Below are 21,543 nucleotides of genomic sequence, written 5' to 3' on the forward strand. Positions count from 1 at the left end.
TGCTAAACTAACTTTATGAAACATAAATAAGGGCCAATAATATGAAAAAAATAGCTGTAATTTTAGCAGGTTGTGGGGTTTATGATGGTGCAGAGATCAACGAGGCCGTATTAACCTTATTACATATTGCTAAAGCTGGCGCAAGCTACCAATGCTTTGCCCCTGATATTGAACAATTACATACCATCAACCACCTCAATGGCGAAGAAATGCAGCCAAATCGCAACGTACTGGTTGAAGCGGCACGTATTGCCAGAGGGGATATAAAAGCACTATCCGAATTGGACGCTAATGACTTTGACGCGTTAATAGTACCTGGCGGTTTTGGCGCAGCTAAAAACCTCTGTGATTTTGCCATTAATGGCACACAAGCACAATTACACGCTGAGATGCTGCGTGTAGGAAAAGCATTTGCAGATACTAATAAAGCAGCAGGTTATATGTGTATAGCACCCGCTATGATCCCGTTGATCTACGGCAATGGAGTTAAAGCAACCATAGGCAATGATGTTGATACTGCCGATGCATTACAAAAATTAGGGGCTCAGCACATTACTTGCCCAGTTAATGACATTGTTATTGACGAGCAACACAAACTCGTAAGCACACCAGCATACATGCTTGCAGAATCTATTTTAGATGCCGATGCAGGCATTGAAAAACTCGTCAGAGCGGTCATTAAAATGTGTTAAACCATTTGCGAACAATTTCTGAGTTTTATAACGACATTTTTTGCGCTAACGCAAAAAATGTCGTTTTTTCAAAATAAAAACAGCTCTCAGCGTTTTATAAATTGCGGCTAAGCGTTATAATCGTTCTAAATTCCGTCATCTATCGTGATTGATCACGTTCAAATCGAAGTGAGCAAGGCAAAATGAAAAAACTATCAGCTGCATTATTATTGCTAGCAACCACCGCATACGCACAGCCATATGATAACTCTATGACTGAAGATGCGATCAAAAAACGTATCGCACCAGTTGGTGCCGTTTACTTTGAAGGCGATAAAGCAGCCGTTGCTGAAGTGCCAACAGGTCCTCGCACTGGTGAACAAGTTTACCAAGCTGCATGTTTTGCATGTCATGGTACTGGCGCACTTGGTGCTCCAAAATCAGCTGATGATTGGGCTCCACGCTTAGCTAAAGGTGCTGATACACTTTTAAATCATGCTATTAATGGCTTTAATGCAATGCCGCCAAAAGGCACATGTATGGATTGTTCTGATGATGAGCTACAAGCCGCCATTGAGTTCATGAGCAAAAATTAATACTTAATACTGTACTGTATTTTTATAAAGGCTGATTTAAATCAGCCTTTTTTATTATAAAAATAAAGCATCCCCTACCTTTATCACTATTTATTATTATCACTTTCTAATACTATTGTCCGCTTGACGATTCGCCTAAAAAGTGAAAATATAAGCCCAATAAATATACAATAATAAAAATCGGTTACTGTCATTGGAAGATAAAGCGGCTTTATTACATAAACTAGAGCATAAGAATAATCGTTTAAAAGCTTTAGTCCAAAAATATAAGCAATCCCACCACTTACAAAATGCCCTGATCCAATTATCAGAGCAAGCCAGCTCTGTTGCCGAATTAACACTACTGTACCCTGCAATCCACAATATTTTGCAAGATTATGTGCCTAGCAAAAGCTTTTACGTGGTGCTATTAAATCAATTTAGTAACACATTGGAGCTTTCTTATTTTGCTGATGAAAAAGATGGTATTTCGGTGCCTCTTAATCAAGATCACAATTTTATTCAAGGCGTTACTGGCTATGTGTTTAAACAAGGCAAAACCACCTACTTCCAAGGTGAAGAAATGCAAGCCGCTGCGGATAAAGGATTATTCAAAGTACTTGGCACACCCGCAGAACACTGGGTGGGTGTACCTGTATATCGAGAGAAGCGCATTATCGGAGTGCTAGTCGCACAAAGCTACGATAAAGAACAGTGTTACTCTGAGCAACAAATTGAACTTCTGGAAGTGATGTCTTTATATTTATCGACAGCTATCGAGCGGGTTAAAAAGCGTGAACTGCTGGAATCAGAAGTAAAAATAAGAACCCGCGCTTTAACGCAAAGTAATGAAGCACTTAACCTTGAAGTAGAGCAGCATAAAAAAACCCTCGCACGGCAGCAAATTCTATTTAAAATCTCAGAATTAGCAACACAAACTAAGCACATTGATGAAGTCTACTTACAAGTACATGAAATAATAAAATCAATAACTTACGCTAAAAACTTATATATTGCTTTGTACGACCGAGAAACCGGCTGGTTAAACTTCCCCTATTGTGTAGATGAATTTAACGAAAACACCAAGCCGCGCCCTTTTGCTAAAGGTTACAGCGAACTGGTACTTCGTACCGAGCAAACCCAATTAATCGACTCTGCTCGTGCCGAGAAGCTTCTAAAATCTGGCGAAGTAGAACGCCCAGAGCCTTGCACTGACTTACATTCAGCAACCAGTTGGCTGGGAGCACCACTTAAAACTGCGCAAGGTGTTATTGGCCTAATAACCTGCCAAGCATATAATAATAAACATGTTTTTGACCAAGACGATTTTGAACTTATTACCTTCGTTTCACATCAGATCGCCACTGTTTTGCAGGCTCATTTAGCAGCCCAAGCCTTAAAACAGAGTCATCAACAGTTAGAACATAGAGTCGCAGAAAAAACCAAAGAAATTCGTCAAACCAATATGCATTTACAAATGCAAATTGAAGAGCGTAAGAAAATAGAACAACAGCTATACCATGATGCCCATCATGATCCGCTCACCGGATTACCTAACCGTAGTTTATTCTTAACTCAGCTAGAAAAAACCTTACAGCATTATCAACGCTACCCTGAGCAGCAGTTTGCCGTACTGTTTATCGATTTAGATAAATTTAAGGATATTAACGATCAATTAGGACATCAAGCGGGGGATCAGTTTTTAATTGGTGTTAGCGAGTCGTTTTCGCAGTGCATTCGTGAGCATGATTTACTTGCTCGCTTAGGTGGCGATGAATTTGTAATTTTATTAACTCACTTAACCGATCGCCAGCAAGCAGAAGATGTAGCTAAACGCATAATAGAACTGATGAAAAAACCATTTTGCATGAAAGGTATTTGTGTACAAAGTGGTGCAAGTGTCGGCATTACCTACTCTAAAACAAGCTATAAGCATACTGATGAAATTATTCGTGATGCAGATGCCGCTATGTATTACGCCAAAAATGCAGGCCGCAGCCGCTTTGAGTTTTATCACCCCTTACTCAGTGCAGGCACGAGTACTTATGAGTTAGAGAGTAGCCATCACTTAGATTCTTTACCAATGCACTTTCGCTGCTCTGAAATCATCACCCTCGATGAACAGCATCAATCGGAATCTTTACTTGAAGCATTCGGCGAGCATCCTGTACTTGGTAGCACTAGTTTTGAAATCTTAAAGAAGTTTGCCGCAGATAAAGCACAGCAACTCGAGGTTGAACTACAATTATTAACCAAAGCCTGCCAACAGATCCAGGCAGCGCAATTGGATAAGGTGTTATTTCCATGCTCTGGTCTATTACTTGAGAAAATTGAGTTTCAAGCATTGTGTCAAACGATGCAAAGTCAGAGTATAAAAAAACAAATTTGTTTATTATTTAATGAGCAAGAGATCCGTTACGCTTCCGCTGTGCAAATTAGTAATTTGAAAATGCTCATTGAGCTAGGTTATTCAATTGGTTTAAATGATTTTGCCAAAGATCGTTGCGAACTTAATTTACTTTGCGAGCTTAATTTTGATTATTTACTACTTAGTTCCACTTTTAGTAAACGAGTGCTACAACAAAAAAGCTTTGATTTACAACTGCAAGGCATACTCGCAATTACTAAAATAAAACAAGTTAAAGTGATCGCAAAAGGCCCTTCAATCCTCAATTATAGAGCCTTGCTCGACAGCCATGGGCTAATGCTATTCATAGGTAAGCAGCATGCCATTAATAGCCCCACTGCAACATCTGCGCCTGCTACCGAGCAATTATTAAATTAAGCGTAATTCAGTTACTCTGGCTTTTTCAACATCGCGCGTAAATTAGCAACTCTTGCTTGACCTTTTTCCATTCGCTCGGCTTGGGTATTCGGTGCTTTTTTATTTTCAAAGGCCAAATCATCTTGGGGTAATTCTTGGACAAACCGGCTCAACTCGGTTTGCGATGTTTCGCCAAATTGGCGACGAATTTTCGCATAGGTCATGGTCAGCTCTTGCTGCGCGCGGGTAATGCCTACATAGGCTAAGCGGCGCTCTTCATCAACGTTATCTTCATCAATACTGACCTGATGTGGCAATAACCCTTCTTCCATGCCCACCATAAACACATAAGGATATTCTAAACCTTTTGATGCATGTAAGGTAAGTAATTGTACTGCATCGCTTTCGTCTTCTTCTTCATTGCGCTCTAGCATGTCACGTAGGGTTAACTTACTAACCACTTCCGCTAGCGTCAGCGGTGGATTATCCGCGTCTCCTGTGAGCATATCAGTGATCCAGCGATATAACTCTGAAACATTTTTCATCCGCATTTCGGCTGCTTTAGCGCTGGGCGATGATTCGTACAAGTATGCTTCATAATTGATTTGTCTTACTAAATCTTTTACGGCTTCAAGCGTATCACCACGCACTGCATTGTCCGACAGTTCAACCACCCAGCGAGCAAAGCCCGCTAGCGAATTTAACCCTCGCCCTTTTAAGCGATAGCCTAAGTCATTATCAAAACAGGTGGCAAATAAACTAGCATGTTTTTCATTCGCCAAGGTTCCCAGTTTTTCAAGCGTCACTGTGCCAATCTCACGGCGCGGCGTATTTACGATACGTAAAAACGCATTATCGTCATCTTGATTCACTAGTAAGCGTAAATACGCCATGATGTCTTTGATTTCAGAACGAGAGAAAAACGAGGTACCACCACTAATTTTATACGGAATACGGTTGCTCATTAGTGATTTTTCAAAGCCTCGGGCTTGATGATTACCACGGTACAAAATAGCGTAGTCTTTATAGCTAGTGCGCTTCATAAACTTATGCGAGATGATCTCTGCAACCACACGCTCTGATTCGTGTTCTTCATCACGACAGCCAATCACTTTGATCGGCTCGCCATAACCGAGTTCACTAAATAGCTTTTTCTCAAACTCATGGGGGTTGTTGGCGATCAAAATATTGGCTGCTTTTAGAATTCGCCCAGCACTGCGGTAGTTTTGCTCAAGCTTAATCAATCGTAAGCCCGGAAAATCCTTACTCAACAACACTAAGTTTTGCGGTCGTGCCCCACGCCATGAATAAATTGATTGGTCGTCATCGCCTACCACAGTAAAGCGAGCGCGTTCACCTACAAGCAACTTAACTAATTGATATTGGCTGGTATTGGTATCTTGATATTCATCCACCAGTAAATAGCGAAACCGCTGCTGCCAACGCTCGCGAGAGGTAGCATTGGTGGTGAGTAAAATAGTCGGGATCATGATCAAATCATCAAAATCGAGTGCATTGTAAGCACGTAGCTGAATTTGATAACGAGCATATAATTGCGCAAATAAAGCTTTTTGTGGTTCACGGGCCTCACGAATGGCTTGCTCTGGTAGAATTAATTCGTTCTTCCAACTGCCTATTTGCATTTTCAGTAGATTGAGTAGATCTTTGTCTTTCTTTAATTCTTCTTCCGTTAAGTCACCTAATAACTGATTGGTGTCTTGATCATCAAATAACGAAAAACCCGGTTTAAAGCCCAGCGTTGTAAGTTCTTTTTTAATGATCTCAAGCCCTAAGGTATGAAAAGTTGAAACCCATAAACCTTTTGATTCTTGCTTACCTAACGTTTGCATCACCCGCTCACGCATCTCTTTAGCCGCTTTGTTAGTAAAGGTCACAGCTGCAATATTTCGCGCTTGGTACTCACATTTTTGCACTAAGTAAGCGATTTTATTAGTAATTACACGAGTTTTTCCAGATCCCGCTCCAGCCAATACTAAGCATGGCCCACTAATGTATTTTACCGCTTCATCTTGTTTAGGATTGAGTTTCATATTGACCAAAGAGATTGCATAAAGACGGGCAATTTTAACGTAATCACTACAATACGCCTAGCCAATAAGGTAATATTAGCTATTATCATTTTAGTGACAGTAAGGGAAGAATATGATCAACCCAGCAAAAATTGAAGAAATTGCCAAACAGATTTCAAGTAATATGCCACAAGGTGTTAAAAACCTTGCCGATACCTTTGAAGCAAAAACCAAACAGGCCATTCAAAACAAACTTGCTGAGATGGATTTCGTCAGCCGCGAAGAGTTTGATGTACAAAGCCAAGTATTGATCCGCACCCGTGAAAAACTCACTGAGCTTGAAGCTAAAGTCGCGCTACTTGAGCAACAATTGGTTGCTAAAAATAGCGATGATGCACAATAAGTGATTACAAACAGATCATTATAAAGCAGCTACATTAGCTGCTTTTTTATTACCTATAAAACAGTAAACTTGCAATCACAGGCACATGTATATACGATTCATATACGTTTTATATATAGGCAGTGTTATGGGTATCGTAAAAATTAGCGACCAGCTCCACGAAGAAATACGCAAAGCCAGTACCACTATGGTGCGTTCAATCAACTCACAATCTGAATACTGGATAAAAATCGGTATGTTAGCCGAATTAAACCCAACCATGACCTATGCTGAAATTATCAAGCAACAACTTGCGCAAGCTGATGTAAGTACTGGGGAGTCCAGACATGAGTGACATAATTATTAAAACCCCTGAGCAAATAGCGCTTATGCGAGAATCGGGCCGTTTACTTGCCAAGGTATTTGCTTACTTAGATCCCTTAGTGATCCCTGGGATCACCACCATGGAAATTAATGATTTAGTGGAACGCTATATTGTCGACAACCTTGCCTCGCGCCCAGCAAGTAAAGGTCAATACGATTACCCTTATGTATTAAACAGTTCGGTTAATGAAGTGGTGTGCCATGGTTTTCCTGATCCTAAACGAGTATTAAAGTCTGGTGATATAGTCAATATTGATATTACGCTTGAAAAAAACGGTTACATTGCCGATTCCAGCAAAATGTATATGCTTGGTGAAGTATCCCCGCTGGCAAAGCGCTTGGTTGATAAAACTTATGAAGCGATGTGGCAAGGTATCAAGATGGTTAAACCTGGAATTAGGCTAGGCGATATTGGCAATGCCATCGCAAACTTTGCTCATAGTAATGGTTATAGCGTAGTCCGTGAATATTGTGGCCATGGTATCGGCGAGCAAATGCATGAAGAGCCACAAGTTTTGCACTATGGTAAGCGCAATACTGGCGTGCAACTAAAAGAGGGCATGACCTTTACCATTGAACCTATGATCAACCAAGGTGCGGCAAAAATAAAAACCAAACCCGATGGTTGGACTGTCGTTACTCGCGATAAAAAGCTCTCTGCTCAGTGGGAGCATACGATTGCCGTCACCGCAGATGGCTATGAAGTGCTCACCTTACGCGCCGAAGAAAACACGATAAGCACTAAGTAAGCAGGCTAAATATATGGCCATTTTATTGTTAAATGATCCATTACCTCATTTAAACTTTCAAACATTTGCACCCGATCAGCGCTTAGCTGATTGGGTGCAATGCTATTGGAAAATAGGCTTTAAAAATACGCAAACAGCGCAGTTATTTAAAGAAAAACGCTACCCTGATGCAGGTGCAAGTCTAACAATTGATTTAAGCCTTACCACGCCTGTAATTACATTCGCATTTAATCGTCATACTCAGGCTAAAACCTTCAGTACTTTAGATTCTTTACTAAGCGTTCGCTTCGCACCTTGCGGCGCATATCACTTATTAGGAATATCCTTACACGAACTAGCTGAAAAAGATTACTTACTAGGCCACGATTTTACGCCAAGCTGGTATAGCAGTTTACTAGCCTGTGTTGAGAGAATGCAAAATAGCCCATTGACAAGCCTACTGTTCTTTCTTGAACAATGGTTACTAACCCAAGCAATGAGTAAGCAGTTGGTTGCCAACAACACCCTAAAAGTCATTAAGCAACTGGTACAACTTAATGACTGCACAACCGTTGTAAGTAAGCAACTAGGGCTTACTCGGCGAACACTTGAACGTCGTTTAAAAAAAGAAGCGGGGGTGAGTCCAGCTCAATTACAGCAGTTTTATCGCCTCAAAAGCGCGCGTACCTTACTCGCTGATAGCCAAATATCAATGACTGATATTGCATTACAATGTGGTTACTATGATCACGCTCACTTTTGTCACGCCTTTCACAGTTTTACTTTTGAAACACCCCTGCAATATCGTAAGCGAAAAGCATCAAAATAGTGCTGAATTTACTTGCCTAGCAAAGCTAGCATATATAGCTAGCTTGCTTGCTAACAAAGCAATGGCGCTACAGCGCTCCAACGTAGCGATCAAATACTTTCAATGCCGCACTCTTATAAGTATCAGTTACTTCATCGGCACAGGTCACAACGGACTCTAAATCATTTAAGTGACCATTCGCTAAACCATAAACCCAACCATGAATGGTCAGATCTTGGCCTCGCAACCAAGCTTCTTGAACAATATTAGTACGGCAAACATTGCGCACTTGCTCAATAACATTAAGTTCAATCAAGCTATTAAGGCGGTCTTTCTCAGCTAGAGCATCTATTTTTGCAATGTATTTTTCTTTTACATCACCGACATGACGTAGCCAGTTATCAATTAAACCAAACTTAGCATCGTTAAGCACCGCCTGCACGCCGCCACAGCCATAGTGACCTACCACCATAATGTGCTTTACCTTTAGCACTTCAACAGCGTACTGCATCACTGACAAACAGTTGTGGTCGGTATGCACCACTACATTAGCTACATTACGATGAACAAATAACTCACCAGGCATTAAATCAACAATTTCATTGGCAGGTACCCGAGAGTCTGAACAACCAATCCACAAGTACTCTGGATTTTGTTGCATTGACAGAATTTTAAAAAATTCTGGATCATCTTTACACGTGCGTTCAGCCCAACGTTTATTATTTTCGAATAAATTTTTTAACTTTCTCATGACATCTCTTTTCTATCTTTGACGGTGGCTTGAATCAAAATATTGCGCGGCGTTAAGTGTTTTTCGCAAAACGTCTGCACAGTGACTTGATAACCTTGTTGTTGCAAATATAAAGCACGATCGAGCACAAGCCAAACTTCAATTGCCCTTCTAAACACATGACGGACCAGTTCAATACGCTCAGTTACTTTTTTGCGCATTTCCCCTTTAGCCAAAAAGTAATCATAATCAATGTATTGCGGTAAACTCAATGATTTTTTGTTTGCAGCCCATGCACAAAAAGCTTTAAATGAATCTGAAAAAATCGCCTTGTTAACTGAAGGCACGCTAACGTAATGCTGCTCCCCAGTCAGTGTCTTTCTAAGGGCATCAAAACCTAACCGCCACTGCACTTCGGTTCTACGTATTTTATCAACCCGTGAGGGCGCCGTTACGGTCTCTTGCAAGGCTAACTTTAAATCACGGTGAGTTAACTTTAGCTTACTAAGACGAGCAAGCTCGCTCATTGCTTGATAATCATTGTCGGTAAATAAATGATAACAACACGGCGACAAGCTAATTTTTTGTGTTTGCGCGCTTACGGCACAATTCATAAAGGTTTGATGTAATGCCCCGCATGCATGCAGTGCTACCGCATGTTGGCGCGGCTTAAAATACCCTGTAACTTCATCAACCAGCACATCAGCTTGGCTAAAGCGCATAGCCAGCCCTTGTTGCTGGGCACTGTGCTGACCTTGCTCACATAAATGCTGTTGTAGTTCTATACTGTGAACTTCTGGTGCTTGATTATAGGCCAACATACGCCCTAAATGACCTTTCCCTGCGCACCATTCTAGAACAGGTAAAGTAGGAGCTTGCCCGAGTGAAGCAACAAAGTCTTGCAGCTGCGTGAATTTGCGACCCTTAATACCATTGCTGATCCAAAATGGATACTCGGTGCGAGTCACTAAGGCTTGAGGTAGCTCACACAACGCAGCTAAATCGTTAATGACGGGAACATACGGGCTAATAAATTGATACAGTGCAGGCTGATCACTATCGAGATCTGCAACCTGTTGATCATCCAAAGCCGTCAAGGCTTGCTCTAGTTCAGGCCATGGCAATTGATCAAAATCGAACGCGGTGCATTGCCAATATTGGCGAGTGTCGTGTAATAAATTATCTAAGGCTGTAAACTGCTCAGCAAGGTTCATGTGATTTTGTGATGGTCTATTCGTTTAAGCATTATACGCTTTTTCTTAGCATCAAGCGTAAATAAAGTGGAATGGATAACAAACTAATTATAATTGCGGCTATTAGCATCCAAGACATATTAATTTTTTCGGGCTCAGCATACTGATAAATAAAGCCATCTTGCGCTTGATTAAAAGCGCTTTGCTCTATTGCGTATAAGTCAGCAATCAAACGCCATTTCGCGATCGACATTGCGCCTAGGTTCGTCCCTGCAGGTAAAATATAATCACTCAACACTTCAGCTTCATAAGCGAGTTGAGCAAAACTTCTATCAGGTGCGTATTGATGCTGGGTTAATGCAATTGCTTCATCCATATGCATCATGGCATAGCGCCATCCCTTTAAACTGGCTTGATAGAAAGCCTCTACCTCTTGTGGGTGCTGCCTGAGCATATTTTCAGTCGTGTAAAGAATGTCACTGTAAACATTAATCCCATATTTCTGCGGACAAATAAGCCTATGATCTATACCTTGCTCACGCATCGTATACGGTTCATTCGTCACATATACTTGCATCGCATCAATGGCGCCTGCTAACCAATCTTCACTACTGCTATCCCCTGCATAAGCTGGTAAATCATCTGTTTGGATACCACTGCGTTCTAACATCACCAGTAATTCAGCATTTTCTTTACGGCTAATACTACTAATACGTTTATCAGCAAAGTCTCGAGGATGAAAAATATCAGAGCTTTTTTTTACCATCCAACAATAAGGCGAAAACTGTAATATAGCCGCCATTGCTACTAGCGGTTTACCCGCAATGCGCTGCTGTAAAATACCCGAATGCGCCACACCAAACTGTGCTTGGCCTGACAGCACATTAGAAAAAGTATCTGGGTTATCAGGATCGGCAGGTAAAATTGTTACATTTAACCCAGCTGCTTGGTAAAAGCCTTGTTGCTGGGCCATATAATAACCAGCAAATTGAAATTGATGGGTCCACTTTAGTTGTAAAGTGATATCAGTCGTTGCACTGCTTTGTCCGCAAAAAATAATCAATGCAGCGGATAACTTAAATTTCAGTCCTTTAAATAGCAAAGCATGCTCTAATTAGTTTAATTATATTAACCTAACTATAGATAAAATATTCGATTAACCCAAGCCTTTTGCATATCAACTGGATTGAAAAAACAATTCAATTTAGGTACTTATAGCCAAACTAGCGCAAAATGCTGAATTCGTATCTTAGGCTAGTTTGGCAATCTATTTAATTATTAGCGGCTTTAGCTCTATCTATAGGTGCTTGAGTTGTTAAAAACTGGGTAAAACACGGGTTTTGTGTTTCATCTTGTACACTGTAACCCAAACGGTTTAGATGCTCGTTAAATACCTCATATTGAGTTGGCTCAATAGCAAAACCGGCTAATACATTCCCCATAGACCCACCATGGTTGCGATAATGAAACAGCGTAATATTCCAATTGCTGCCTAACGTATCTAAAAAGCGCGCTAATGCACCTGGATATTCAGGAAACTCAAAGCGTAATAAGCGCTCATGGAGCTGCTCTGGCGCTTTACCACCAACCATATATCGTACATGTAATTTAGCCAGTTCGTTATCTGATAAGTCACAAAATTGATAGCCATTGGTAGTCAAGTCCGCTTTCAACTCATCTAATTCTTGCTGGCCTTGACGCAAGGCAATACCCACAAAAATTTGTGCTTCACCGGGACCAGCATAACGGTAGTTAAACTCAGTAATTGCACGGCCGCCTAATGAGGCACAAAACTGTTTAAAGCTGCCTTTCTCTTCATTAATGGTCACTGCAAATAATGCTTCGTTTTTCTCCCCCAGTGCAGTACGTTCAGCTACATAACGCAGGCGATCAAAATTTAAATTTGCGCCTGATAGTATAGCCGCCAAATGCAGGCCTTTATGACCGGTTTGTTGGCTCCACTTTTTCAGCCCAGCAGTTGCAAGTGCACCGGATGGCTCTGCGATAGCACGGGTTGAGACAAAAATATCTTGCATTGCAGCGCAGATCTCATCGCCCGTGACAGTCACCACTTCATCACAAAACTTTTGCGCTAAACGAAAAGTTTCTTCACCGATAATTTTTACCGCTACCCCGTCGGCAAAACTGCCAACTCGTTCGAGTTCAACAGGCTTACCCGCTTCTAGAGCCGCTTGTAAACAAGCACTTTCGTCGGCTTCAACGCCAATCACTTTAATATCAGGCCGTAAAGATTTGATATACACAGCCATACCAGCCAGCAAGCCACCGCCGCCAACAGGAATAAACACCGCATCAAGTTGATTAAGCTGCTGCATTAATTCACGAGCAACAGTACCTTGGCCTACAATCACATCAGGATCGTCAAACGGCGGAACAAATACGCCATTACGCTGCTCTGTAAGAGCTAGCGCATGCGCTTTAGCAGCATCAAAATGATGGCCATGTAATACAACTTCACCACCTAACGCACGCACAGCGTTAACTTTGATCTCAGGAGTCGTGACTGGCATCACAATGGTTGCTTGATGGCCCAGATGTGACGCACTAAGCGCCACACCTTGTGCATGATTACCCGCAGATGCGGTGATCACCACCGAGCCCTTAGGTAATTTTGCTAGTTTGTTATATGCACCACGTAGTTTAAATGAATAAACGGGTTGTTGATCTTCTCGCTTTAGCCATACTTGATTACCAAGGCGAGCACTGAGTTCAGCCATTTCGCTAACCTCAGTCACTTTTGCCAGTGGTTCCATATTAGCTTGGATAATAGCGCGAAAATAATCGAGCTCTTGAGAAACCATAATTAGCTAAGCTCCTCCAGTTTGGCTAAATCACGAACCGCGCCTTTATCGGCACTGGTTGCAAGTAGCGCATACGCTTTTAACGCAGAAGATACATAACGATCACGATTAAGCGGCTTATATGCCTGCTTACCACGAGCAAGTTGTTTTTGCTTACGTGCTTCAAGTTCTTCATCTGTTAACGCTAAGGTGATTTCACGAGTCGCAATGTCGATAATAATTTTATCGCCATTTTCAACGTACGCAATCGCACCACCACTGGCGGCTTCTGGTGACACGTGACCAATTGATAAACCAGATGTACCACCAGAGAAACGGCCATCAGTGATCAAGGCGCATTTTTCAGCCAAACCTTTTGATTTTAAGTAACTGGTTGGGTAAAGCATTTCTTGCATACCAGGGCCACCTTTTGGACCTTCATAACGAATAACGACAACGTCACCGGCTTTCACTTCATCATTCAAAATGCCTTCTACTGAATCATCTTGTGATTCATATACCACAGCGGTGCCTTCAAAATGCAGCATTTCATCAACTACACCAGCACTTTTTACGATACAGCCATCCACAGCTAAGTTACCTGATAGTACCGCTAAGCCACCATCTTGACGGAATGCGTGCTCAACACTGCGAATACAACCATTTTCACGGTCATTATCGCCTTCATCCCAGCGACATTCTTGGCTCATTGCTTTTGTGGTACGAATACCTGCTGGGCCAGCACGGTAGAACTTTTGCGCGGCTTCATTATTAGGATCCGTTGCATCCCATTTTTTAACCAACTCAGCCATGGTCATACCGGCCACATGATTTACAGATAAATCAACTAAGCCTGCTTTACCCAGCTCCCGTATTATTGCCATCATGCCACCAGCACGGTGTACATCTTCAATATGATATTGCGCGGTTGCAGGGGCAACTTTACATAAAAATGGGGTTTTACGAGATAACTCATCGATGTGCGACATATCAAAATCAACACCGGCTTCTTGCGCGGCCGCCAACAAATGCAATACGGTATTTGATGAACCACCCATTGCAATATCGACCACCATTGAGTTCATAAACGCTGTTTTGTTAGCAATGGCACGAGGCAATACATCTTGATTATCTTTTTGATAATACTCACGGCAAAGATCAACAATACGTGCACCCGCTTCAACATACAGTTGTTTACGGTCTTTATGAGTAGCAAGGGTAGTACCATTACCCGGCAAGGCCAAACCTATCGCTTCTAATAGACAGTTCATTGAGTTAGCGGTAAACATACCTGAGCATGAGCCACATGTAGGACATGCAGAACGCTCAACCTGCTCTGAGTCGGCATCACTCACTGAGGTATCGGCGCCTTTGACCATGGCATCAACTAAATCAAGTTTAATATCGATATTAGCAAGCTTAGTTTTACCAGCCTCCATCGGACCACCCGATACAAAAATAACGGGAATGTTTAAACGCAGTGCGGCAAGCATCATCCCTGGGGTGATTTTGTCGCAGTTAGAAATACAGATCATCGCATCGGCACAGTGGCCATTAACCATGTATTCAACCGAGTCCGCGATTAAGTCGCGCGATGGCAATGAGTACAACATGCCGCCGTGACCCATTGCAATGCCATCATCAATGGCAATAGTATTAAATTCTTTTGGTACACCACCAGCTTGGGTAATGGTTTCGGCCATTAATTCACTGAGTTGATTAAGATGAACATGACCAGGTACAAATTGCGTGAACGAGTTTACAACTGCAATAATTGGTTTACCAAAATCAGTATCTGTCATTCCTGTTGCACGCCATAATGCACGTGCGCCTGCGCGCTTTCGACCTTCTGTTGTTGTTGCACTTCTTAATTTAGCCATAGTTACCTCAGTGTTTTGCAGCACCTTTATCAGTTGCTGACATCCTCATTCTTAAAATTTTATTGCTATAGGAAAAACCCACAGCCCTGTTGATTATGTTGAGCAGCTGCTTAAACGGCTTGCTGCTGTAAATTATTTTGTAACGTTACATGCTTTACGTCTACTAGCTTATTCAGTTGTGTCGTTAAAAGATAGATAGGTTTATCACTATCGACAGTCATCGCTACGTGATAGTGGCCATTATCCATATTGAGCTGAAAATGGGTTAAATCAAAACCACGATGGCGAACTACGCGTAAAAAGCGCTCAACGGCAACACTCTGGTTTTTTAAGGCGACTGTTAAACTGTGTTTCATTTTGCACTCTCCGTCATCATTTCATCGTTGGCTGCACCTGGCGGTACTAACGGCCAGACATTTTCTTTATCGTCAATACAGGCATGCACTATATAAGGACCATCACTGTTTACTAATGCTGCGATCGCATCATCGACTTGATCAGCACGGGTAATAGTTTGTCCCGGAATACCAAATACAGCTGCTAACTGCACAAAATCGGGGTTATCTGATAAATCAGTTTCAGAATAACGCCCTTCAAAAAACAACTCTTGCCACTGGCGAACCATACCTAAACGTTGGTTATCTAAAATTAATATTTTTACCGGTAAATTGTTACGGCGTATCGTTGCTAACTCTTGAATGTTCATCATGATTGAACCATCACCTGAAACGGTGATCACAAAATCATTAGGACGTGCTACCTGTGCGCCAATTGCTGCTGGTAGGCCAAAGCCCATCGTGCCGGCTCCACCACTGCTTAAGTGGTTACTTGGGTGACTAAACTTCATGTGCTGTGCCACCCACATTTGATGCTGACCTACATCACAGCAAACAACACCATTACTTGGCATACGTTGACTAAGTTGGTTTAATAAATACGGAGCAAATACTTTTTCACCCGGGTAGTCATAGCGCCACGCATGTTGTTCCATCATTGCTTTAGTGTGATCTAACCACGCCTGCTCAGTAACAAAACACGAAAGTTGTGGCAATGAGGTTTTTAAATCCGCAATTAACGACGCTTTAGCTGGTTTACGTTTACCGACTTCTGCTGCATCTATATCTAAATGGATTACTTTTGCTTTGGCTGCAAACTTACTTAAGTTACCCGTTACCCGATCATCAAAGCGTGCACCGATACATACTAATACATCGCACTCTTGTACTGCTAAATTTGCGGCTTGTCCGCCGTGCATCCCTAACATACCTAAATTAAATTCGTAATCAGGCAATACACTACCTAAGGCTTTTAGTGTTGATACTGCTGGCATGTGAGTTTTTTCTAAAAACTGCATTAACTGCTTTTGCGCATCTGCCGCCTGTACGCCACCACCTACGTAAGCAACTGGGCGCTTCGCTTCACTAAGTAATTGGTTGGCTATCGCCACTTGATTTGAATCTAACTCGGGTAAGTAATCATCTCCTGCCAGCCAAGGGTGAAAGGGGACTTGCGCCATTTGAATGTCTTTTGGGATATCAACCAATACAGGGCCTGGACGGCCTGATTGTGCTAAGTGCATGGCTTCTTGTAATATTTCCGCTAAATCTTCAGGGCGCTCAACCATATAACTGTGTTTAGTACACGACAATGACATACCCAATACATCGATTTCTTGAAACGCATCAGAGCCGATTGCTGCAGTAGGTACTTGCCCAGTGATTGCTAGTAATGGCACTGAATCCATCATCGCATCAGCAAGCGCAGTGATTAAGTTAGTTGCACCAGGCCCTGAAGTTGCAAAACAGACCCCAAGTTTACCCGTGCTACGCGCAAAACCAACCGCCGCAAATCCTGCACCTTGTTCATGACGAGTAAGGTAATGCTTAACCGGCGCGCCATACAGCGCATCGTAAATTGGCATTATGGCTCCACCTGGGTAGCCAAAAACTTCATTTACGCCGTGTTTGGCTAATAAATCAATTGTTAACTCTGCGCCTGTCATTAATAAATCCTCATTCCTCAGTGACATGTCTAAACTTAATTACCCATTCTAAACCCTGAAACTAAAAAGCCCCCCGGACTGTTAAGTGCGGGGGGCTTTTTCAATGCTTCTCTTTTTTAAAGCACTAACAAGCCCCCGCGGTAATAATAATTACCACGACGTTAATTAGGACTAGGTTTAGTGCATTTATAAGCATGTAATCGATACCAAAATTTGTTTGTTCGCACGAGGAACTTTTACCTCCCCGCCGTCTTTTTCTATTAGTACCGCGATGGGAGGGTTAAGTCAACCTTAAAATCAATCCAATATTCATGTAAACACCGACCTTTAAAGGCATAAAAATCCAACATAGACACATAAATAGATTAATTTTTCTCATATGCGAAACATTTGATATTTCATACCTCCTTATAACCAAATAGCGGTTTGATTAATTTTTGACGAACTCGTAATTAAATTATTCTTTTTAAATCGTTTCACTCAGGAAATGCCCAGTTACTCCTCAGTATTTCTTAAGTATTGGCTTCTACCATCTCGCCATTGAATTATATATGAGTTGTGAATTTATGGTCGTCAGTCAATTTTTCCGCACGGGTATTAACAAACGTTTTTACATTACCTGTAGTGCCAACGTATTTATTATTGCACTCGCAAGCTACTACTGCTTAGTGATTAATATTCCTTTCATGCAAGGTGCTTTTACAGCCATTACCACCCTACCAGCTTTCTCTTGGTTGTTTTTGCTGTCAGTACCGTTGTTGTTACTGTGCTTATTAATTATTTTTTTCTCTTTGCTATCGAGCCGCTGGTTGCTCAAACCCGTTAGTTACATTTTATTACTGTGTTCTTGTGCCGCTTTATACGGCACCTTAAATTACGGTGTGGTATTTGATTACTCAATGATCCAAAACACCTTTGAGACCGATAGCCAAGAAGCCGTCAGTTATCTCAACCCGCAATTTATGCTGTTTTTTACCTTATTTGCCCTTCTACCGTTACTAATTTTGATTAAAACAAATGTGCGATTTAGTCCTGTTACACAAGAGCTACTGAGTCGTAGTAAGTTGGTACTTGGTTGCCTTGCTTTAATCGCAGTGATTGTATTGAGCTTTTATGCTGACTACGCAGCAACAGGACGTAATAATCAGCTCTTAAAAAAAGAGTTAATTCCATTTCAGTATTTAAGCAGTGGCTACAAATACCTGCGTGATCAATGGTTAGTGACAAAAGAGCCATTTAAAATACTCGATCCCACACCAACACTTATTACCCCAGCACAAACACAAGTCACGGTGATTGTGGTAGGTGAAACAGCTCGAGCTGCTAATTTTGCATACCAAGGTTATGCACGTGACACCAACCGTTACAGTCGCCCCTTCAATGTCACATACATGAATAATGTCGCCTCGTGTGGCACCGCAACCGCAGTGTCTGTGCCTTGTATGTTTTCGCAGCAACAGCATACGAACTTTTCGCGAAGTGAAGCAGATAACCAACAAAACATACTGGATATCGCCGCAACGGCTGGTGTAGATGTACTATGGATAGACAATAACAGTGGTTGTAAAAATGTCTGTAACCGCATAACCACTCTCACTCCTGATGATTCGCTTTGCACCCAGCAACCTTGCTATGACGAAGCATTACTCGCGCCACTTAGACGTAAACTAGCAAATTTGAGCCAAGCAAATACTGTGATTGTATTGCATATGATGGGCTCCCATGGCCCGACTTACTTTCAGCGCTATCCTGATGACTTTAGGCTATTTACTCCTACTTGCGATCGTAGTGATATTCAAAATTGCACTAACGAGCAACTGGTTAATACCTACGACAACAGCATTGCCTACAGTGACTACGTCAACAGCCAAGTTTTACAACAACTAAGCGAACTCCCTAACAGTATTGATAAAAACTTTATTTATGTTTCAGACCATGGTGAATCACTGGGCGAAAATGGCGCTTACTTACACGGCTTCCCGTACAGCTTTGCGCCAGCAGAGCAAACCCACGTGCCTTTGTATATTTGGGTAGGGAAAAACAACCAACGCATCAGCCAAAACTGTTTACGTTCACTCGACTCACAGCCAGCGTATTCACACGATATTTTATTTCACACTTTGTCAAATTTTATTGGCCTTAAAACCAGCACCTATGAAGCCCAATTAGATTTGCTAAACACCTGTAACACTCTTAATAACAAAGCGGTAAGCAACCATGAATAATGCGAAAACAGTACTCAAACGCCAAGGACTAATGCGCCTTATATTTACCTTACGCCACACTTTTAATGGCTTAAAGTGGATGACCCGCTTTGAAGCTGCATTTCAACAAGAACTCGCATTATTTCTATTGCTAGGTGCGTTTGCTTGGATGCAGGAGATAGCCACCAGCAATAAGCTACTTTTAATTGCCAGCTTGTTGTTTATATTATTTGCCGAGTTAGTGAATACCGCCGTTGAAGTGGTGGTTGATCGTATTGGTACTGAGCATCATGAGTTATCAGGTTTAGCAAAAGATATAGCCTCTGCCAGTGTGTTTATTGCCATGCTGATCAGCACACTTATTTGGTGGGCAATCTTATGGGCATAACACAGAAACTTAACCTAAATCACCTACCAAGTAAGCTGGGTCCCTACTGGATATTACTAACATTTTTTGGCTTATCGTTAACAACACTAACCTTAGCTCGCTTTGGCCTATGTGTTTGGCAAGGTGAGCGCGTATTTAGCTCTCATGCTTGGCTTAATATTTTTGTTGGCGGACTGCGTGTTGATATCGCAACCTTAAGTTATATTTTAATGCCTGCTTTACTGCTTATTATTGTCGCTTCAGCACTGAGTAAGCAATACATGACTCGCAACATCATTAAGTACTACCTGTTACTAATGACCGCGCTACTGGTCTTTTTTGAAGTGATAACGCCAACCTTCATTAATGAATATGATTTGCGTCCTAATAGGTTGTTTATAGAGTATTTAATTTACCCTAAAGAAGTCTCAAAGATGATTTTTTCAGGCTATAAAACAGAGATAGTCTGCTCACTGTTGTTGCTGGTATTAGCTATAAAAGCAGCTGCAATAATATTTGCTTCACAATGGCAAAACCGCGCTCAATTATCGACACTAAAGCATACGGTAGTGGTCATCTTACTATTATGTTTAACGACTCTAGGCGCACGTAACTCTATTGGTCATCGCCCTTTAAATCCCGCTATGGTGGCATTTTCGACCGATCACTTACTTAATGACCTGAGCCTCAATTCGCTTTACAGCGTGGCCTTTGCAATTAAACAGCTCAGTAATGAACAATCCAGTCAAGACTTTTATGGCACGATGGCAGAAGAGCAATTACTCACAGAAGTACGTAAAAGCATGCAAAATCAACAAGCTGACTTTAACAATAGCAACGCACCAACAAATACTTTTCATCAAGCTGCGTACCAAGGTAAACCTAAAAACTTAGTGATCATACTACAAGAAAGTTTAGGCGCACGTTACGTGGGTACGTTAGGCGGCTTACCTTTAACTCCAAATATAGATAAACTTTACCAGCAAGGTTGGGGATTTGATAACTTATATGCAACGGGCACCCGCTCAGTACGAGGCATAGAGGCTGTTATTACCGGATTTACGCCGACCCCTTCACGTGCAGTCGTAAAACTTGATAAATCACAACGTGACTTTTTTACTATCGCTGATTTTCTTGCTAAGCAAAACTACCATACCCAATTTATTTATGGCGGTGAAAGTCACTTCGATAACATGCAAAGCTTCTTTTTAGGCAATGGTTTTGAGCAAATTGTTGATAGTGATGATTTTGCCAACATTGACTTTAATGGCTCATGGGGTGCATCCGATGAAGATCTATACACACAAGCAGATATAGAGCTGACTAAGCTACAACAGCAAGGTAAGCCTTTTTTCAGCTTAGTGTTCTCAAGTTCAAATCATAGCCCTTATGAATTTCCTGATAATAAAATTTCACTCTACGACAATGACAAACAAACCCGTAATAATGCCGCTAAATACGCAGATTATGCACTGGGTACATTTATTGAAAAAGCCAAAAAATCAACCTACTGGGAGGATACTGTATTTATAGTCATTGCCGATCACGATTCACGGGTTTCCGGCGCCAGTTTAGTGCCTATTGACCACTTTCGTATCCCTGCGGTGATCTTTGGTAAAGGTATTGCAGCAAAGCGCGATCACCAGCTAGCCAGCCAGCTTGATATTCCAGCCACGTTATTGTCGTTAATTGGCGCCAGTGGTGAGCATCCAATGATAGGCCGCGACCTTTCACAAGCCATCGCCAACAATGAACAACGTGCGATGATGCAATATGATAAAAACTTTGCCTATATAACAAAGCATCACCCTCAAGGTAATAAAGTGGTTATTTTACAACCACACAAACCCGCGACGTCTTATCTTTATAGTGAGAGTAAATTAGTCCCCATTAGTAATGATCAACAACTAGTAAAACAAGCTCTTGCTCATGCAAACTTTGGTAACTTAGCCTATCAAAAAGGCTGGTATCATTAATCTTTAAGCCTTGCTAAAGTAGTAAGGCTTATTCGTCAGTTTATAAAG

18 protein-coding genes are annotated in these 21,543 nt (G+C 41.6%); 10 read left to right on the plus strand and 8 right to left on the minus strand.

Translation table 11 applies throughout. From position 1 onward, the window contains the following. Positions 1-41 precede the first annotated feature (41 nt). The 3 genes from elbB (at position 42) to CWB85_RS17345 (ending at position 4,031) form a co-directional block, all read left to right on the plus strand. Positions 42-692 (plus strand): isoprenoid biosynthesis glyoxalase ElbB, encoded by a 651-nt coding sequence (elbB, locus tag CWB85_RS17335; RefSeq protein ID WP_138555551.1) that lies wholly within the window; start codon positions 42-44, stop codon positions 690-692. A gap of 182 nt (positions 693-874) precedes the next feature. Next, positions 875-1,267, plus strand: coding sequence for a c-type cytochrome (locus CWB85_RS17340; protein WP_016709574.1), 393 nt, complete (start codon positions 875-877; stop codon positions 1,265-1,267). 193 nt (positions 1,268-1,460) lie between these two features. Then, positions 1,461-4,031, plus strand: a complete 2,571-nt coding sequence (locus tag CWB85_RS17345) for a bifunctional diguanylate cyclase/phosphodiesterase (protein WP_138555552.1) — start codon at positions 1,461-1,463, stop codon at positions 4,029-4,031. Positions 4,032-4,042: 11 nt separating this feature from the next. On the opposite strand, the gene rep is transcribed toward CWB85_RS17345, so the two are convergent. Continuing rightward, positions 4,043-6,061 (minus strand): DNA helicase Rep, encoded by a 2,019-nt coding sequence (gene rep / locus CWB85_RS17350; RefSeq protein WP_138555553.1) that lies wholly within the window; start codon positions 6,059-6,061, stop codon positions 4,043-4,045. Between the two features lie 112 nt (positions 6,062-6,173). Here rep and ubiK point away from each other — a divergent pair, with 112 nt between their 5' ends. From ubiK to CWB85_RS17370, 4 genes are all read left to right on the plus strand, one after another. Beyond that, positions 6,174-6,443 (plus strand): ubiquinone biosynthesis accessory factor UbiK, encoded by a 270-nt coding sequence (ubiK, locus tag CWB85_RS17355; RefSeq protein ID WP_016709577.1) that lies wholly within the window; start codon positions 6,174-6,176, stop codon positions 6,441-6,443. 127 nt (positions 6,444-6,570) lie between these two features. Beyond that, entirely contained in the window at positions 6,571-6,777 is a 207-nt protein-coding gene (locus CWB85_RS17360) for a ParD-like family protein (RefSeq protein WP_016709578.1), read from the plus strand. Continuing rightward, a complete protein-coding gene (gene map, locus CWB85_RS17365) occupies positions 6,770-7,555 on the plus strand; it encodes a type I methionyl aminopeptidase (protein ID WP_138555554.1) in 786 nt (261 codons plus the stop codon). Before CWB85_RS17360 ends, map begins: the two co-directional genes overlap by 8 nt. Positions 7,556-7,568: 13 nt before the next feature. Beyond that, entirely contained in the window at positions 7,569-8,363 is a 795-nt protein-coding gene (locus tag CWB85_RS17370; protein WP_138555555.1) for a helix-turn-helix transcriptional regulator, read from the plus strand. A 67-nt stretch (positions 8,364-8,430) separates the two neighbouring features. Here the strand turns inward: CWB85_RS17370 and can are convergent, their stop codons facing one another. From can to ilvG, 7 genes are all read right to left on the minus strand, one after another. After that, entirely contained in the window at positions 8,431-9,093 is a 663-nt protein-coding gene (gene can / locus CWB85_RS17375; RefSeq protein ID WP_016709581.1) for a carbonate dehydratase, read from the minus strand. After that, the gene (locus CWB85_RS17380) at positions 9,090-10,286 is read right to left on the minus strand and encodes a methyltransferase (RefSeq protein ID WP_016709582.1); all 1,197 of its coding nucleotides are present in this window, start codon (positions 10,284-10,286) and stop codon (positions 9,090-9,092) included. The genes can and CWB85_RS17380 overlap by 4 nt, the downstream gene beginning before the upstream one ends. Positions 10,287-10,317: 31 nt before the next feature. Continuing rightward, a complete protein-coding gene (locus CWB85_RS17385; protein WP_016709583.1) occupies positions 10,318-11,367 on the minus strand; it encodes an ABC transporter substrate-binding protein in 1,050 nt (349 codons plus the stop codon). 169 nt (positions 11,368-11,536) lie between these two features. Then, complete coding sequence (gene ilvA / locus CWB85_RS17390) at positions 11,537-13,087, minus strand: threonine ammonia-lyase, biosynthetic (RefSeq protein WP_138555556.1); 1,551 nt, start codon at positions 13,085-13,087, stop codon at positions 11,537-11,539. 2 nt (positions 13,088-13,089) lie between these two features. Further along, positions 13,090-14,946, minus strand: a complete 1,857-nt coding sequence (gene ilvD, locus CWB85_RS17395; protein ID WP_016709585.1) for a dihydroxy-acid dehydratase — start codon at positions 14,944-14,946, stop codon at positions 13,090-13,092. 110 nt (positions 14,947-15,056) lie between these two features. Then, positions 15,057-15,302, minus strand: coding sequence for an acetolactate synthase 2 small subunit (gene ilvM, locus CWB85_RS17400; protein ID WP_138555557.1), 246 nt, complete (start codon positions 15,300-15,302; stop codon positions 15,057-15,059). After that, positions 15,299-16,948, minus strand: coding sequence for an acetolactate synthase 2 catalytic subunit (gene ilvG, locus CWB85_RS17405; protein ID WP_016709587.1), 1,650 nt, complete (start codon positions 16,946-16,948; stop codon positions 15,299-15,301). Before ilvG ends, ilvM begins: the two co-directional genes overlap by 4 nt. 551 nt (positions 16,949-17,499) lie before the next feature. Here ilvG and CWB85_RS17410 point away from each other — a divergent pair. Genes CWB85_RS17410 through CWB85_RS17420 form a run of 3 tightly spaced genes read left to right on the plus strand, consistent with a single transcriptional unit; the run spans position 17,500 to position 21,495 of the window. Beyond that, positions 17,500-19,173: a phosphoethanolamine transferase gene (locus tag CWB85_RS17410; protein ID WP_138555558.1), complete on the plus strand. Its 1,674-nt coding sequence runs from the start codon at positions 17,500-17,502 to the stop codon at positions 19,171-19,173. Next, positions 19,166-19,540, plus strand: a complete 375-nt coding sequence (locus CWB85_RS17415; protein ID WP_016709589.1) for a diacylglycerol kinase — start codon at positions 19,166-19,168, stop codon at positions 19,538-19,540. The genes CWB85_RS17410 and CWB85_RS17415 overlap by 8 nt, the downstream gene beginning before the upstream one ends. Further along, entirely contained in the window at positions 19,531-21,495 is a 1,965-nt protein-coding gene (locus CWB85_RS17420) for an LTA synthase family protein (RefSeq protein ID WP_138555559.1), read from the plus strand. Before CWB85_RS17415 ends, CWB85_RS17420 begins: the two co-directional genes overlap by 10 nt. Positions 21,496-21,543: the final 48 nt, after the last annotated feature.

The organism is Pseudoalteromonas sp. S1727 (assembly GCF_005886375.1).
In the GTDB taxonomy this organism is placed as follows: Bacteria; Pseudomonadota; Gammaproteobacteria; order Enterobacterales; family Alteromonadaceae; genus Pseudoalteromonas; species Pseudoalteromonas haloplanktis.

Bases quoted from the DNA above. Each gene is read 5' to 3' on its own strand.
- elbB (WP_138555551.1), top strand. From the start codon at position 42: ATGAAAAAAATAGCTGTAATTTTAGCAGGTTGTGGGGTTTATGATGGT.
- CWB85_RS17340 (WP_016709574.1), top strand. From the start codon at position 875: ATGAAAAAACTATCAGCTGCATTATTATTGCTAGCAACCACCGCATAC.
- rep (WP_138555553.1), bottom strand. From the start codon at position 6,061: ATGAAACTCAATCCTAAACAAGATGAAGCGGTAAAATACATTAGTGGG.
- ubiK (WP_016709577.1), top strand. From the start codon at position 6,174: ATGATCAACCCAGCAAAAATTGAAGAAATTGCCAAACAGATTTCAAGT.
- CWB85_RS17360 (WP_016709578.1), top strand. From the start codon at position 6,571: ATGGGTATCGTAAAAATTAGCGACCAGCTCCACGAAGAAATACGCAAA.
- map (WP_138555554.1), top strand. From the start codon at position 6,770: ATGAGTGACATAATTATTAAAACCCCTGAGCAAATAGCGCTTATGCGA.
- CWB85_RS17370 (WP_138555555.1), top strand. From the start codon at position 7,569: ATGGCCATTTTATTGTTAAATGATCCATTACCTCATTTAAACTTTCAA.
- can (WP_016709581.1), bottom strand. From the start codon at position 9,093: ATGAGAAAGTTAAAAAATTTATTCGAAAATAATAAACGTTGGGCTGAA.
- CWB85_RS17380 (WP_016709582.1), bottom strand. From the start codon at position 10,286: ATGAACCTTGCTGAGCAGTTTACAGCCTTAGATAATTTATTACACGAC.
- ilvA (WP_138555556.1), bottom strand. From the start codon at position 13,087: ATGGTTTCTCAAGAGCTCGATTATTTTCGCGCTATTATCCAAGCTAAT.
- ilvD (WP_016709585.1), bottom strand. From the start codon at position 14,946: ATGGCTAAATTAAGAAGTGCAACAACAACAGAAGGTCGAAAGCGCGCA.
- ilvM (WP_138555557.1), bottom strand. From the start codon at position 15,302: ATGAAACACAGTTTAACAGTCGCCTTAAAAAACCAGAGTGTTGCCGTT.
- ilvG (WP_016709587.1), bottom strand. From the start codon at position 16,948: ATGACAGGCGCAGAGTTAACAATTGATTTATTAGCCAAACACGGCGTA.
- CWB85_RS17410 (WP_138555558.1), top strand. From the start codon at position 17,500: ATGAGTTGTGAATTTATGGTCGTCAGTCAATTTTTCCGCACGGGTATT.
- CWB85_RS17415 (WP_016709589.1), top strand. From the start codon at position 19,166: ATGAATAATGCGAAAACAGTACTCAAACGCCAAGGACTAATGCGCCTT.
- CWB85_RS17420 (WP_138555559.1), top strand. From the start codon at position 19,531: ATGGGCATAACACAGAAACTTAACCTAAATCACCTACCAAGTAAGCTG.